3 protein-coding genes are annotated in these 16,185 nt (G+C 71.2%); all 3 read left to right on the top strand.

What is annotated here, in order from left to right; genetic code table 11:
• Positions 1-292 precede the first annotated feature (292 nt).
• The 3 genes from LzC2_RS15310 (at position 293) to LzC2_RS15300 (ending at position 16,114) form a co-directional block, all read left to right on the top strand.
• A complete protein-coding gene (locus LzC2_RS15310) occupies positions 293-937 on the top strand; it encodes a hypothetical protein (protein WP_171188549.1) in 645 nt (214 codons plus the stop codon).
• A 262-nt stretch (positions 938-1,199) separates the two neighbouring features.
• Positions 1,200-13,802, top strand: a complete 12,603-nt coding sequence (locus tag LzC2_RS15305) for an isopeptide-forming domain-containing fimbrial protein (RefSeq protein WP_171188547.1) — start codon at positions 1,200-1,202, stop codon at positions 13,800-13,802.
• Between the two features lie 263 nt (positions 13,803-14,065).
• Positions 14,066-16,114 carry a TolC family protein gene (locus LzC2_RS15300; protein ID WP_171188545.1) on the top strand — a complete coding sequence of 683 codons (2,049 nt, stop codon included), beginning with the start codon at positions 14,066-14,068 and terminating at the stop codon, positions 16,112-16,114.
• Positions 16,115-16,185: the final 71 nt, after the last annotated feature.

The raw sequence follows: 16,185 nt of genomic DNA, 5'->3' as shown, positions 1-16,185 counted from the left end.
GCGCCGGCGCGGGACCGGGCGTTCCCGACGCTGCCGACGCTCCCCGCCCGGCCGCAACGGGGCGTCGCCGACGGCGCCGGCGGAATCTCGTAACGGCGGCCCGTCGCGTCGGGCCTGCGGTCGCGTTGTCTTTTCGCCACGGCGCTTTGCAGGGAGGTGTATGGGCGGCCGGGTTGGTTGCGAATTGGCAACGCCGTCGTCCGTGGGGGCCGGGCGACGGGCCGCCGCGGCCCCCCCCGCCTTCGCTAACGTCCGCTCCCGCTTCCGCCCGCAGCAGACGAGGAACCCGCCCGTGTCACCCGCTCGCCGACTGTCTCTCGCCGCCGCCTTCGCAGCGTTCCCGCTGATCGTACCGCCCGCCGACGCCGCCCCGCCCACGGCCGGCGACCTTGGCCGGTCCGGGTTCGACCGGTCCGGGGCCGTGCGGTCGTCACTGGATCTGTCGGCGTACGACCGGTCGTCACTCGGCTCGCGGTCCGGCGCCGTGCCGGGGCCATCGTTTCCGGCGGCGGGGGGTGCCGCGTCGGTCCTTGCCCCGGCGTTCGCCGCGGGACCGGAGTACCCGGCCTCGCCGAATCGCTACGTTCCCGGTTACGGCTACGCCCCGCCGACCGGGCTCTCGGCGCACGGAACCGGGCCGACCTGGGCCGGTCCCTCTTGGACGGGGGCAACGTATTCCGACGGCTACGCTTTCGGCCAGAAACGGTTCGGCTACCCCTTCGACCTGCACCGCGGGGCCGGGTTCCGGGCGGACGGCTACGGCGGGCCGTTCTTCCTGCCGGGCAGTTCGACGAATTATCGCGGGTTCGGCCCGTGGCCGCCGGTTTCGCCGGGGTCAGCCTTCCATGGACCGACCGGTCCGCCGTTCACCGGGACCGGCATCGGCGGCTGGCCGAGCGGTCCGGGGACGGAGCGACCGCTCGGTACGGCGTTCTGAGGGCCGGTCCGGCCGGTCGTTTCTTCGCCCGCGGACCGTCCGTGCGGGGTTTTCTTACGGAATATCGCAGAAAGTCGGTCCGATCCGGCGGGGCCTGCGGACTGGGTTCGCCCGCCTGAAGAAACGGCATGGTAAAGCTCCGCGTCCGTGAGGACCGGGGGAACCCCGGCGGCCACGGCGCCGAAGGGTTTCGGGCGGCCCGCCGTCGCACCCCCGGGCCGGGGCGGGGGCGGGACGGCCGCCCTCACGTCGCGCCGCCGTCATGCCCCGTCGCCCGTTCGCCCGACTGTTCTCCCGCCGTCCCGCCCCGCAAGCGGCCGCTCGTCCTCGGCGGTTGCTGGAGAAACTGGAGGACCGCCGCCTGTTCGACGCCGCGATCGCCGGCGACGCCGATCCCGACGCCGCCGGCCCGCAGCACGAACCGGCCCCCGAAGCGGCGGATACCGCGCTGGTGTCCCATGACGGCCAGCGGCCCACCGCCGAGGATCCCGAACGCCGCCGGTCCGTCGGTCAAGCGGACGGCGCGATGACCGGCGACGCCGCCGCGACCCGCGCCGGCACGCCGGAGCGGGCGGTCCGCACGGAGATCGTGTTCCTCGACCCGACCGTCGACGACGCCGACCGGTTGCTCGCCGACCTTGAAGCCGAGAGCGACCCTGATCGCGACTTCGAGATCGTGCTGCTCGAAGGCGACGGCCTCGCCCAGATCGGGGCGTACCTCGACGGGCGGACCGGGATCGACGCGGTGCACGTCCTGTCGCACGGCGACGAAGGGGCCGTGCGGTTGGGGGACGTGTGGCTGACGGCGGAGAACCTCGAAGCCGCCGCGGGCGAGGTGGCCGGGTGGGGTTCCGCCTTGACCGCCGACGGCGACCTGCTGATCTACGGCTGCGATCTGGCCGGCAGCGCCGAGGGGGTGGAACTGCTCGATTCGCTCGCCACGCTAACCGGAGCGGACGTGGCGGCCAGCGACGATCCCACCGGGCATGAGTCCCGCGGCGGGGACTGGGTCCTGGAATACCGAAACGGCGAGATCCAGGCCCGCGGGGCGATCTCGGAGGCAGTCCAGGCGGACTGGCGGCACGTCTTGGCGGTCGGGCCGAACGTCGCGCTGGACCTGCCGGCGGACGTGCCGATCGGGCAGGACTTCACCTTCACCGCGACCTTCAGCAACACCGGGGCGCCCGGCGAGACCGGCTACGGGCCGTTCATCGATCTGCTCATCCCCACCAACGGGACCGACGGCGTCGGCGGAGCGACCAGCGGGGCGAACCGCGTCGACGGCCTCACGGTGACCGGGGCGAAGTACCTCGGGGCGGACGTGACGCTCACGGAACTCGTCTTTCCCGACGACGGCGCCGGCACGGGAACGGTCTTCCATCCCTACGCCGTCGACGCCGCCGGCGACCCGCTGGAAATCACGGGGAACGCCGGCGATACGCTGATCGTCTTGCAACTGCCGTTCGGCTCCTTCGCCCCGGAGCAGCCGGAGGCCGTGATCGAACTGACCGCCTCCGTCAGCGACGAGGCGGACCTCGGCCAGGCTCTCACGGTCCGGGCTCGCGGCGGATTCCAGTACGGCGTGGATCCGTTGGAGAATCCGGCGAGCGACCCGTCGATCGTCAGTGACTCACAGACCGACGCGACCGCCTGGAGCGAAGCCGGCGCCGTCACGCCGTCGCTGATGACGCTTTCCAAGGTCTACAACGGGCCGGAAAACGAAACCGCCACCGGGCCGAACCACCTGCGGACCTACACGATTACCGTCGACGTCGCCGACGGGCAGACGATTACGGACCTGGACGTCACGGACCTGCTCCCGGACAACCTGCAATTCAACCGCGTGGTGAGCGTGACCGGGGCCGGCGGCGCCGCGTTGGGGCACACCGTCGCCGAGGCTCCGCCGACCACCCACCCGACCAGCGGCGGCCGGGTGCGGGTGAACGTCGGCAGCGTCACCGGCGGCTCCGGGGCGAACGACGTGACGGTCGTGATTGAGTTCCACGTCCCGGAGTTCAACGCCGATGCCTACGACGCCGGCGGGAACCTGATCGCGAACCCGGAGCCGCACCGGGTCATCCCGGTCAGCGGGGAGGACGACGGGGCGCCCAGCGTGATCGAAAACAACGCCTCCGCGCTGGGCGACTGGACGCCCATCGACGACCGCGACGCCGGCGCTACGGACAACGCCTCCGCCGACCCGGACCCCGGCGGCCCGGAGCATGTCCTCGACGGCAAATCGATCGCGGTTCAGAAGTCCGTGGCGGTCGTCTCGGACCCGCAGGGCAACGGGACCACGCCCGGCGATGTGCTGGAATACACGATCCGGTTTCAGATTTCGGACTACTTCACCTTCGGCGATCTGACGCTGGACGACCTGTTCAGCGACGGGCAGCGGTTCGACTTCGGCCACGGGGCGACCTTCAGCGTGACCGACCGCGGCGGGACGTCCGCGGGGAACTTCGACGTCGGCCGCGTCGGCAGCCCGGAGGGGACCGCGGACGACACCGCCGCGTCGAACACCCTGCTGGTCGACGAGAGCCGCATCGACTTCGCCGATAACGGGGCGGAGGACGGCGCCAGCGACGGCCGGACCGCCCTCACTTTCGACCTGTCCAAAGCGTTGGCGGAACTGGCTGGTTCGTCGCACGCCGACGGCATTCTGGAGGGCGGCCGGGCGGTCGGGGCCGACGGCGCCGCCACCGGCACGATCACCTTCCGCACCGTCGTTCAGCAGGACTTCGCGGACACTTTCCCCTCCGGCGACCGCAGCGTCGACCACGGCGATTCGCTTTCAAACCAAGTCGATATCACCGGCGTGGCACGGGCCAACGGGGACCACGCGACGCTGCTGGCGACCGAAACCGACGCCAGCGCCGCCGGCGTGAGCATCGTCGGCGGGTCGTTCGCCAAGGGGGTCGCTTTCATCAACGGCGCCGCGCCGGTCCCGGGCCAGACCGTGCGGCCGGGCGACACGGTCACCTACGAGTTGAAGTACGACCTGCCCAGCAGCGACTTCGAAGGGCTGACCTTCACGGACTACCTCCCGCAACCGGTCTTCGACGCCGCCGACCCGAACGCCGACGGTTCGGCCGGCCCGGCGTGGACGTTCGACGCGGCGAACCAGGGCGTCGCCCCGCCGTCGGGCACGGTGCGGCTGGGGGCGGACGACACCTTCTACAGTTCCAAACCGGGGACCAGCGACTACTTCGACTCCGCGGACATCACCGTCGGGAGCGGCAACGCGGTGAAGTTCGACTTCGGCAGCTATGACGATACGGCCGACCCGCAAACGACGATCCACCTGCTGTTCACGGTCACGGTGTCGGACGCTCCGTTCGCCGACGGGTTGCAGCTCACGAACATCGCGCGGGCCGAGGAGCGGAACACCAGCAGCGACGCCCGCAGCCAGGACGAAATCGTTCAGATCACGCTGGCCGAGCCGGACGTGCAGATCACCAAGGGCGCCGTGTCGTCGGACGGCGGCGGCAACGAGGTGCAGCGGATCGTCACCGAGGGCGCTCCCAGCGGAGCCAACTTCCGACTGACCTTCGACGGGCAGACGACCGGGGACATCCTGTTCACCGCCGACGCCTCCGCGATTCAGGCCGAACTGGAGGGCTTGGCCAACATCGGCGCGGGCAACGTCGTCGTAACCGGCGGCCCGTTGCTGCTGGCCCCCGGCGTGGTCGGCACTCCCTACGATATCGAATTCGTCGGCGACCTGGCCCGCACGAACGTCGTGCAGATCGTCGCCAGCGATCCGCTGATGGACGTCTATACGTTGGCTGACGGCGGGGTCGAGTTCAGCGATCCGGTCGGCCCGCCGGGCGTCGTCTTCAAGATGCCCGGACTGGGCGGCCCGCCGTTTACGGGCACCATCGACTCCGCCGGGTTGCTGGCGCAGCCGGTGGACGCGGACATCGCCGGCTTGGACGGGGGCGACTCGGTCAAGTTCGCCGTCGTGCTGGAGAACCTCGGCGGCGCCGACGCCTACGACCTGACGGTCCGCGATCTGCTCCCCGACGGCTTCGAGATCCCCGCCGGCGGATTGAACCTGAGCGTGCAGGACGGCAACGGCAACACGCTGACCTGGACCGGCCTGGACGGCGGCACGGAGGCGGATCTGTTCACGCTCGGCATCCGCGTCGACGACCCCGTCAGCGGCGACGGCGCCGCCAACGCCAAAGCGGACGCGGACGCCGCCGGCAATGCGTCGAACGTGGTCGTCGTCACCTACGACCTGCGGGTGAAGGACTCCGTCACCGCGGACGTGTCCGACGACTCGCTGGAGAACCTCGCCACGCTGTCGAACTACGCCGGCGTCGAGGGCGGCCGGGACCACACGACCGTCGACCGCCAGGACGCCGCCCGCGCCGCGACCCGGCCCTTCGCCCTGGAGAAGCGGATCGTCGCCACCAGCGAATCGCACACCGGCGAGGTCGGCGGGACGGAGCGGGTGACGGTCGGCGAGATCGTCCGCTATCGCATGATGGTCGAGGTGCCCGAGGGCACCCACCAGAACTTCCAGCTGAAAGACCTGCTGCCCGCGGGGATGACCTACCTCGACGACGGCACCGCGACCGTCGGGTTCGTCTCCGACGGCAACCTGACCAGCAGCGGGGCGCACGGGTTGGGGACCGCCCCGCAGCAGACCGGCGACGAGACGAACGCGTGGAGCCTGCGGCCGGCGTTCGCCTTGGACGACGCCCGCGTCTCGTCCGCCGGCGGCCCGGACCGCTGGAACGCCGGGGACGATCCGACGTTCGACCTGGGCACGCTTGAGAACCGGGACGACGACGGGAACCGGGAGTTCGTGGTGGTCGAGTTCAACGCCGTCGCCGCCAACGCGGCCGGCAACGATCAGGGAACGAACCGGGCCGGCGCGTTCGAGGCGTCGGCCGATGCCGTGGCGACCACGACGAGCAACAGCGTCGCCGTGCGGATCGCCGAACCGTTGGTCACCGTGGCGCAGTCTCGCGACAAAGCGGAGGCGGACGCCGGCGACACCGTGCGGTTCACGCTGACCCTCACCGCGGATGACGCCGCGGCCCGCGGGACGGCGTTCGACGTGCTGCTGGCGAACGCCCTGCCGCCCGGACTGGAGAATCTGCGGAACCTCTCCGTCACGCCCTCCGCCTCCGGCGTGACGAACGCCGTCGGCGTCATCAACGGGACGGCTGACGGCTACACCGTGACGGCCGATGCGATGGAGGGCGGGTCGACGATCACCGTCACGTTCGACGCGGACCTGACGGCCGACGTCTCCCCCTCCGACACGATCGCGAACCACGGCGACCTCACCTGGACCAGCCTCGACGGCGACTACGGCGAGGAGACCGCCGACTGGGCCGGTTCCGCGGCGACCTCTTCGAACCTGCGAACCCTCGACGCGGACGCCGCCGCCCACGACGACGACGGCGCCCGCCGCACCTACGCGACCGCTCCCGGCGCCGCCGAGGGCGAACGCACCGGCGCCGATCACGACCACGCGGCTGGTACGAGCTCCGGCGTCGACGACTACGGCCAGCGGGCGTCCGCCAGCCTGTCCGTGCCCGCGGCGGTCTACGGCAAAAGCCTGTTCGCCACCTCCGACGGCCACACGAGCGGGGCGAACGCGACCGTCGGCGAACTCGTCACCTACGCCCTGCGGGTCGAACTGCCCGAGGGCGAAACGACGAACCTGACGATCACCGACCTGATCCCGCCCGGGCTGGACTACGAATCGTTCACGCTGGTGACGACCCGGGCCGCCAGTCAGAACGACGCCGGCACGTTTCTGCTGGACGCCGACTTCAACGGCACCGTGTTGGCCCCGACGGTGGACGCGACGTTGAACGGCGACGCCGCCGGCGACGACGTGCGGTTCGCGTTCGGCACGATCACGGTGAACCCCGGCGACGAAGCCGGGGCCGGAAACGACGGCACCTTCCTGCTGCTGGTTCGCACCCGCGTCGCCGACGTGGGGACCAACGCCGGCAAGGCGGCCGGCTCCCAGACGACGCTGACGAACTCAGCCGCCTTCGACACCGACGGCGACGGGACCGCCGAGGCGACCCGCAACGCCGGCGCCGTCACGGTCGTCGAGCCGGATCTGACCGTCACGAAATCGATGACCCCGGGAACCGGCGCCGAAGCGGGCGACACGGTCACGGTCTCCTTCACTTTAGAGAACGCCGGCCTCGCGGACGCTTTCGACCTGACGATCGCCGACGACCTCGCCGACGGCTTGTTCGAGAACATCACCGAAGGCACGACGCCGGCCGGCTTCGCCTATTCGCTCTCCGGCGACGTGGTGAGCTACACGGGGGCGACGCTGGCGGCGGGCGATTCCGTCACGTTCACCTTCACGGCAGAGCTCACGCAGGCGGTCGGACCGAACCGGACGATCGCCAACACCGCGACCGCCGACTACTCCACCCGCGCCGGCGATCAGGGGACGGACGAGCGAGACGATTCCGACAGCGGCTCCGCGACTCTCACCACGGCGCCGCCGCAGTTCGCCAAGGTGCTCTTCGCGACCGACGAAGCCGGCACGAGCGGCAGCGACGCGGCGATCGGCGAGACCGTCACTTACGCCCTCGTCGTGGACTTGCCTGAGGGCACCACCGCGGGGCTGTCGCTGGCCGACCTGCTGCCGGACGGCCTGCAATACAGCGGGTTTCGCGTCGTCACCACGGTCACCGGTTCGACGCCGGACGGCGGCGCCGCGCTGCTCTCCGCGGACTTCGACGGGACGTACGGCGGGGCGACAGGCACTCCGCTGGACGCCGCCGCCTTCACTGTCTCTGGCGGCGCGGCCGACGGGGCGGACGTAACGTTCAGCGTCGGCGAGATCGTCATGCCGGCCGACAACGACGCCTCGGCGAACCGCTTCCTGCTGCTGGTCGACGCCGTCGTGACCGACCGCGTCTCCAACGAGGGCAAGCTGCCCGGCCGCACCGCGTTGGTCAACACGGCGACGCTGGACGTCGTCGGCGATGCCGACGCCGCCGGCGACCCGATCGGCCCGCAGTCCTCCGGTGCCGTAACTGTGAACGTCGCCGAGCCGGACCTGCTCGTCACCAAGACTGCGACCGTCGCCGCGAACCGCGACGGCGGCGACACGGTGAGCTACACCGTCACCGTCGCGCACACCGCCGCCAGCGCGGCGGACGCCCGCGATCTGGTTCTCACTGATCTGCTAACCGACGCCGACCTGTCGCTGGTCGCAGGCACGGTGACGACGAATCTCGGGGCGGCCGTCGCCGCCGGGAACGGCGTCGGCGACGCGACGCTGCGGGTCGACCTGTCCCGGCTGGAGCAGGGCCAGACGTTGACGGTCACGTTCGACGCGACGCTCGCCGACGGCGCCGCGTTCGGCGACGAAGTGAGCAACACCGCCTCCGCGACCTTCGACGGACTGGCGGGCGCCGGCGGACGGAGCGAGACGGAAACCGACGCCGAGACCGTCACCCTCGACCGCCCGACGATTCAGAAAGAACGCGTCGGCACCTCCGTCGATTCGACGGACAACGCGGCGTTGGACGAAGCGGTCGTCGGCGAACTGGTCACCTACCGCGTGACCGTCACGCTGCCGGAGGGCCGGGCGGATCAGGCGACCATTCTGGATTCACTCGATGCGAACCTGGAGTTCGACGCGGTGCAGTCCGTGACGTTCGGCGGCGACGTGACGAGCACGGAATCGACGTTCGCCCCGACCGTGACCGGCAACGACCTCTCCTTCGACTTCGGGACGCTGACGAACCCGCCCGGCGACGCCGGCGGCCCGCAGACCGTCGAGTTGGTCTACACGGCCCGGGTGAAGAACGTCGCCGCGGTGCAGGGGGAAACGCCGACCGTCCTCGACGGGACCGAGGCCCGCTTTCGCTGGAACCTGAACGGATCGAACACCCAAACCGCCGCCGATCAGGCCGGCGACGTGACGGTGCTCGAACCGCGGCTGACGGTCGCCGTGACCGCGACCGACCCCGGCGGCGACGCGGCCGGCGACGCTGGCGAGGCGGTCGTCTACACGATTGTCGTGGACCACGCCGGCGGAGCGAACGCCAGCCAGACGGACGCCTTCGACGTGACGTTCGCCGACCCGCTGCCGGACGGGCTGACCGTCACCGGCTTCTCCGTCAGTCACTCCACGCTGGGCGACGTGTCGGACAGGTTCGAGCACGACGCGGCGACGAACACGCTGCGGACGAAGACCGGACAGAGCGTCGATTTGGCTCTCGCCGAAGACCTCACCGTCACGCTGAACGCGACCGTCGACGAAGACGCCGAGGCCGGCGAGACGATCGCTCACACGCCCGCCGTGCAATGGACGAGCCTCGACGGCGCGCCGACCGGCGAGCGGACCGGCGCCGGTGGGGTGAATGACTACGCCGCGTCGGCCGCCGCGCCGACCTTCGCCGTCGACCGCCCGGCGTTCGTCAAATCGCTGGTCGGCACCTCCGTGACCGACGCCGCAAACGGTAACGGGGCGACCGACGCGGTGATCGGGGAGCTGGTCACCTATCGCCTCGAAGTGACCGTGCCCGAAGGCACGACCGCCGATGCGGTGATCGCGGACACGCTCGACGCCGGCCTGGGATTCGTGCGGGTGGTCTCCGTGGAAGCGCTCTCGGACGGCGCCGCGACGACGGCGGTCTCCAGCGACGAAGACGCCGACGGAAACTCCGCCGCGTTCCTCGCCGCCGACTTCGCCCCGACCGTGACCGGCGACGGGACCGCCTCGGACCAGGCGCTCAGCTTCGACCTCGGCACGCTGACGAACGCCGACCGTGACGACGCCGCGGCGGAGACCTTCGTGATCCTCTACGAAGCTCGCGTGTTGAACGTGGCGTCGAACGACGGCACGGCCGTGACGCCGACGTCGCTCGGCTCGACGGCTCGGCTCGATTACACGGCCGCCGGCGCCGCGCAGAACACCGCCGACAGCAGCCCGACCGCGGTGGAGGTGGTCGAACCGGTGCTGACGATCGACACGGAGGTCGATGACGACACGCCGCAACTCGGCCAGACCGTCACCTACACTCTCACCCTCGAACACGCCCCCGGCAGCGACGCGACCGCCCATGATCTGCGGGTGACGGACGTGCTGCCGGACGGCGTGACGTTGAACGCCGGCTCCGTGCAGGTGAACGGCGTCGCCGTCGCCAGCGCCGCGGGCGTGCTCTCGGACGACACCGCCGGTCAGACGGTGGACCTCACGCTGGATGAACTGGCCCCCGGCGGGACGATCGAGGTGACGTTCACCGCGGTCGTCACCAGCGACCCGAACGAAATCGGCACGACGTTCAACGACGACGCCGACCTCACCTGGACCAGCCTGGACGGCGCCGGAACCGGCGAACGGACCGGCGGGGCCGGGGCGGTGAACGACTATGCCGACGGCGACGCCGACCCGCTGACGGTCAAGAACCCGGACCTGTCCGTCACCATCACCGATGGCGAAACGGACGTCGCCCCGGGCCAAAGCCGCACCTATCTCGTGACCGTAACGAACTCCGGCGGGCCGAACTCCGCGGACGCCACCGGCGTGAGCGTGGACCTGCCGATCGACGGCGACGTCTATTCGCTGACCGGCACGGACGACGACGCGAACGTGGCCGTCGCCAGCGACGGGACGCTCACTTGGACGCCGACCGGCGCCCTGACGCCCGGTTCGTCCGTGACCCTCGCCGTGACCGTCCAGGCACACGACCCCGCCCGCGCCGGCGAAGAGAACGTGACGCTGACGGCGAGCGCCACGATGGACCAGATCGAACCCACGCCCGCCGATACGGTGCGGTCCGACACCGACGCCGTTGACGCCGCCCCGGACCTGTTCGCCACGATCGACGACGGCCGGGCCAGCGCCACGACGCAGGACGTGCTGACGTACGCGATCACCTACGGGAACGCCGGCGACCAGCACAGCACGACCGCCGTGCTGACCGTCACCCCGCCGCCGCACACGACCGTCGACGCCGCGACCGCGGCGCTCTGGACGGACGAGGGCGACGGCACCTGGACGCTCGCCGTCGGCGACCTCGACGCCGCCGGGGCGTCGAACGGTTCGACCTCCTTCACGGTGCGGGTGGACGACACCGTCCCCTCGACCGCGGACGAACTGACGGCGACCGTCGCCATCGCCGACGACGGCAACAGCGGCCCGGACGCGAACGCCGCGGACGACGACGACTCCGACGTCGACGTCCTCTCCACCGCCCCGGACTACTTCGTCACCACCGCCGACGACGTCGCCGACGGTGACGCCGTCCTGCCAGGCGAGACGCTGACCTACACGCTCGCCTACGGCAACAAGCCGAACCTGCAGGACGGGACCGGCGTGGTCCTCACCCACACCGTCCCCGCCGGCACGAGCTACGACCCGGCCAACGACGCCCGCGGCTGGACGTTCAGGGAGACGAATGGCGACGGCTTGGCCGTGTACGAGAAAACCGTCGGCCCGCTGAGCAGCGGGGCGAACGGCACGGCGACGTTCTCCGTCATCGTGGACGACACCGCCGACGCCCTGCGGGAACAAATCGTCGCCGCGGCGACGATCGAGGATGACGGGACCAACGGCGACGACCCGGCCCCGGCGGATAATGCCGAATCGGAGACCACCCCGCTGACCGCCCGCGTAGATCTCGCCGTGACGGTCGACGACGGCGACGCCGGACTGGTCCCCGGCCAAACGCTGGATCTGACCGTCGGCTACGACAACCTCGGCGACCAGGACGCCGCAGACGCCACGCTGACGCTCACCCCGCCCGCCGGCACGACGGTCTCCGCGGCAGACAGGGCCGTCAACGAACTCCGCGGCTGGGGTGAAAGCGGCGGGGTCTGGACGAACTCGCTGGGCAATCTGCCGGCGGACGACCCCGCCGGTTCCGTCCTGTTCCGCGTGACGGTCGACGACCCGGTGACCGCCGGCCGGGAGACGATCGATTCGACAGTGACGATCGCCGACGCCGGCACGGCCGAACCGGACCTCACCCCCGCCGACAACGCTGCCGCCGACAGCGACCCGCTGACCGCCGCCCCGGACCTCACGCTTTCCGTAACTCCGGACAAAACGGACGCGGAGGTCGGCGAGACGGTGACCTACACCCTCGACTTCGCCAACGTCGGCGATCAGCACGCCGGCGGCACGACGCTGACGTTCGTGGTTCCCCCGGGAACCGTCGGCGCCCCGGGCAACGCCGCGGACGGCTGGGTCGACCAGGGCGGCGGCGTCTGGACGCTGGACCTCGACCAGGTAGACGCCGGCTCGTCCGATTCCATCACGTTCGCCACCACCGTCGCCGACCCGGTCATCGCCGACCGGGAGGAAGAAGACGCGACCGCGACGCTCGCCGACGACGGCGCCGGCACCCCGCTGACCGGGCCGGTGACCGATCAGGTGATCACGGCGCTTGGGTTCGACGCCGTGCCGGACCTCGTCGTCGACACGACCGACCACGACCTCGACGCCTACGCCGGGGAGATTCTCGAATACACGGTGACAGTGTCGAACGTGGGCACGCAAACCGCCGATGCGGTGCGGGTCGTGCACACGATCCCCGAGGGCACGACGCTGTCCGACGACGCGATCGCAGGCGGCTGGGTCGACCGCGGCGACGGGTTCGCCGTGTTGGAAGTGGGGGCGGTGACCCCCGGCACGCCCGCGACCGTGCCGTTCAGCGTGCTGGTCGATTCGCGGCAGCCGGCGCTGCGGGAGCAGTTCGACGCGACCGCGACCGTCGCGGACGTCGCCTCCCCCGGCAACCCCGCCGAAGCCGATCCGACGCCGTCGAACAACGTCGAGGCCGAGCCGACCCCGCTGGACGCGGCCCCTGACTACGTCGTGACCGTGACCGATCGGCTCGACGCCGCCAAGCCGGGCGAGACGATCTCCTGGACGATCACCCTGCGGAACGTCGGCGGGCAGGACGGAACCGGGGTGGTTCTCACCGACGAGTTCCCGCCGGACCTGCTGACGAACGTGCGGGCGACGAGCGGAGGCGTCGTGAACGCGTCCGCGGGGACGATCCGGTGGGACTTCGCTGAACTCGCCGGCGACGGCGGCACGATCGTGCTGAAGGTGACGGGGACCATCCCCGAGGATCTCGAAAGCGGCGACCACGACCTCACGCACCGCGTTGCCGTGACCGACGACGGCGCCAACGGCGCCGACCCCACGCCCGCGAACAACCGCGGCCGCGACGTCACGAGCGTGACCGCGGCGCCGGCGTTCGCCTTTGATTCGCTCAACAGCCCCCTGAACGATGCGGGCGGCTCGGGTGGTTTCGGAGCGTTCGGCGGCGGGTTCGAAGGAGGGTTCGGTGCGACGACCGCGGCGACCGCGAGAAACGGCGGCGATCGGTACGCCACCGACAGCCCCGGCAAGCCGCTCGGCGGGCTGCTGCCGACGCGGCGCCCGTTCTCCAGCCTGATCCCGCGGGCGTCGGTCGATCCGATGTTCAGCGGGACGGCCGAGCCCGGCACGCTGCTCTCGGCCCGGGTGTACGACGCGGACGGCCGCGTCGTCGCCGAACGCCAGGTGCTCGCCGACACCGCGGGGAACTGGCTGATGAGCTTCCCCGGCACCGTGTTCTACGAGCAGCCGCAGCGGATGGAGTTCAGCCGCACCGCCGCCGTCGGCGCGACCGGACCCGGAGTGAACGGGGCGGACGCCCAATTCGCGCTGCGGCGGTTCTTCCACCCGGTCACCCACGCCACGCTGTTTTTCACGGAGAACTCGACCGTCGGCGGAGCGCTGGGCGGAGCCGCGGGCCAGCGTCTGGACGCCGCCCACCAGGCGAACCGGAATCCGCTGGGGACCGGAACGCAGGTTCGCCCCTGGATGCTCGCCGCGTCCTCGGCGACCGCCGGGCAGGCGTGACAGACGCCCGCGGCGGCGACTCGATCGCGTCGCACGAATCGGCGACCCGATCGACCGCGGGACGGCCGCGGGACGGCCGCGGGACACGGCGCTACGGCGAACTGTGCGGGCGGCGGAATCAGGAAATTCCTTAGGGCGGCGTCGCGGCGATCATCTCTGTGAACGCAATCGACGCCGACCGCCGAAGGTGCGGGGTACGGAGGGCCGCCCGTATTACTCATCCCCCGCCGTCGGGCGGGACGTCACGCACGGACGCTCACGCCATGCCCCACCCGCATCGACGGTCCGCCCGCTCCGTCGCCGCCCTCGCGGCCGGTCCGCTGCTGTTCGCTCCCGCGGCCTTCGGACAGGAAGGGGAGATCCCGGTCTTGGCAGTGGACGGGCCGGTCTTCATGATCGCCGAGGCTCCCGCAGCGGACACGGCGGCGGCGATGACGGTTCCGCCGGCGGACGCCGCCGCTCCGCTACGGACCGGCCAAACGGTCCCGATCACGCTGCAAAACCTGCTGGCGCGGGCCGTGAATCACAGCGCCCAGATCCGGGTGTTCGCGGAACTGCCGGAGATCCGCCGGACCAGCATCACCGAGGCCGACGCCGCCTTTGACTGGCACACCTTCGCCGAGGGCCGCTGGGACGACGTCACCGACCCGGTCGGCAACACGCTGACGACCGGCGGCGCGGAGCGGTTCGAGGACCACCACCTCGCCGGCTCCGCCGGCCTCCGCCGTCGCAACCGACTTGGCGGCCGCGTCGAAGCCGCCCAGCGGCTCGGTTGGCAGGACACGAACAGCACCTTCTTCCAACCGGACCAGCAGGGCACGACCCGGCTGAGTCTCTCCTACACGCACCCCCTCATGCGTGGTCAGGGGCTGGCCTACAACACGGCGCTCACCGTGCTGGCGACGATCGACACCGACGTCGCCACCGACGAGTTCCACCGCCAGCTGCAAAGCCACCTGCTGGAAGTGACCCGGGCCTACTGGGGGTTGAGCCTGGAGCGCAGCGTGCTGGTGCAGAAACGAGCCAGCCTGGCACGCGCCGAGGAGATCGCCCGGCGGCTGAACCTGCGGCGGGAGATCGATGCCGTCGCCAGCCAGATCGCCCGGGCCGAGGCCGCCGTCGCCGCCCGGCGGGCGGAGTTGGTGCGGTCCGAGGCCGCCGTCCGCAACGCCGAGGGCCGCATCCGGGCGCTGGTGAACGATCCGGCGCTGGGGTCCGGGTTCGGGAACGACCTTGAACTGATCCCCACGGACGTGCCGAGCGAGCTGCTCATTCCGGTCTCCGTCCCGGCGGCGGTCGAGGTCGCCATTCAGAAACGGCCCGAGATCTCCCAGGCGATGCGGCAGATCCGGGCGGCCGCCGTCCGCTGCGACATGAGCGAGAGCGAACTGCTGCCCGTCCTCAACCTCGTCACTGAGGCCTACGTCAGCGGCCTGCGGGGCGAGGGGGACGTGGCACAGAGCTTCGGCGACCAGTTCACCGCCGGCCGGCCGAGCTACAGCATCGGGTTGCAGTTCGAGGTTCCGTTAGGAAACCGGGCCGCCCAAGCCCGGAACGCCCGCCGGCGGATGGAACTGCGGCAGCTTCGCAACCAGTACCGCACGACGTTGGAGACGTTGAGCCTCGAAGTCGAGGTCGCCGCCCGGGAACTGGACACCGCCGGCCGCGAAATGGACGCCAAACGGGCGGCGAAATCGGCCGCCGAGGTGCAGCTCGACTACGTCACCCAACGCTGGATCCATCTCCCCGGTGAAGGCGGCACGGCGAGTTTGGTGCTCGAGAGCCTGCTGGACGCTCAGGATCGGCTGGCTGAGGCGGAAGTCGGCCTGCTGACCAGCCGCATCACCTACAACCTCGCCATGACGGAGTTGAAGCGGGCCACCGGCGAACTGCTGACCAGCGAGCAAGTGATCATCGGCCGGGGCGCCGTCGATGGCCTCCCGACCGCCGTGCTCGAAAAGCCGGAACTGATCGGTGCGTCCTACGCTCACGGACCGGCCTTCGAGTCCCTTTCTGACGAACGCCGATTCGGCCCGGGCGACGCCCCGCCGCCGCCCGCCCCTCCCGCGTACGACGATCCCGGGTTCGTTCCGCCGTCGGCTCCCGCCGACCCGCGGGCTGGGGGCGGCGTGTTGGCCCCCATGCGGCTCGACCCGTTTGCCGATCCGACCCCGCCGCCACGGACCCCGCGGGAGGCGACGGGGCGGGGCGAACCCTCCGTCCGCCGCACTTCGCATTCGTCGGGGTCCGCCGCGAAACCTGCCGCGAAGTGCTCGCTCTTCGGTCGTCTGTTCGGCGGAGAACGCCGGTGACGCCCCGCTCCGCCGCGGTCCTGCGAGACGCCGCCGCGTTGGTTGACGCCACCGACGCTGCCCTCCGCCGC

This window comes from Alienimonas chondri, from assembly GCF_013036045.1.
Lineage (GTDB): Bacteria > Planctomycetota > Planctomycetia > Planctomycetales > Planctomycetaceae > Alienimonas > Alienimonas chondri.
Note: the sequence above shows the minus strand (reverse complement) of the source record. Positions and strands in the feature narration are given on the sequence as shown.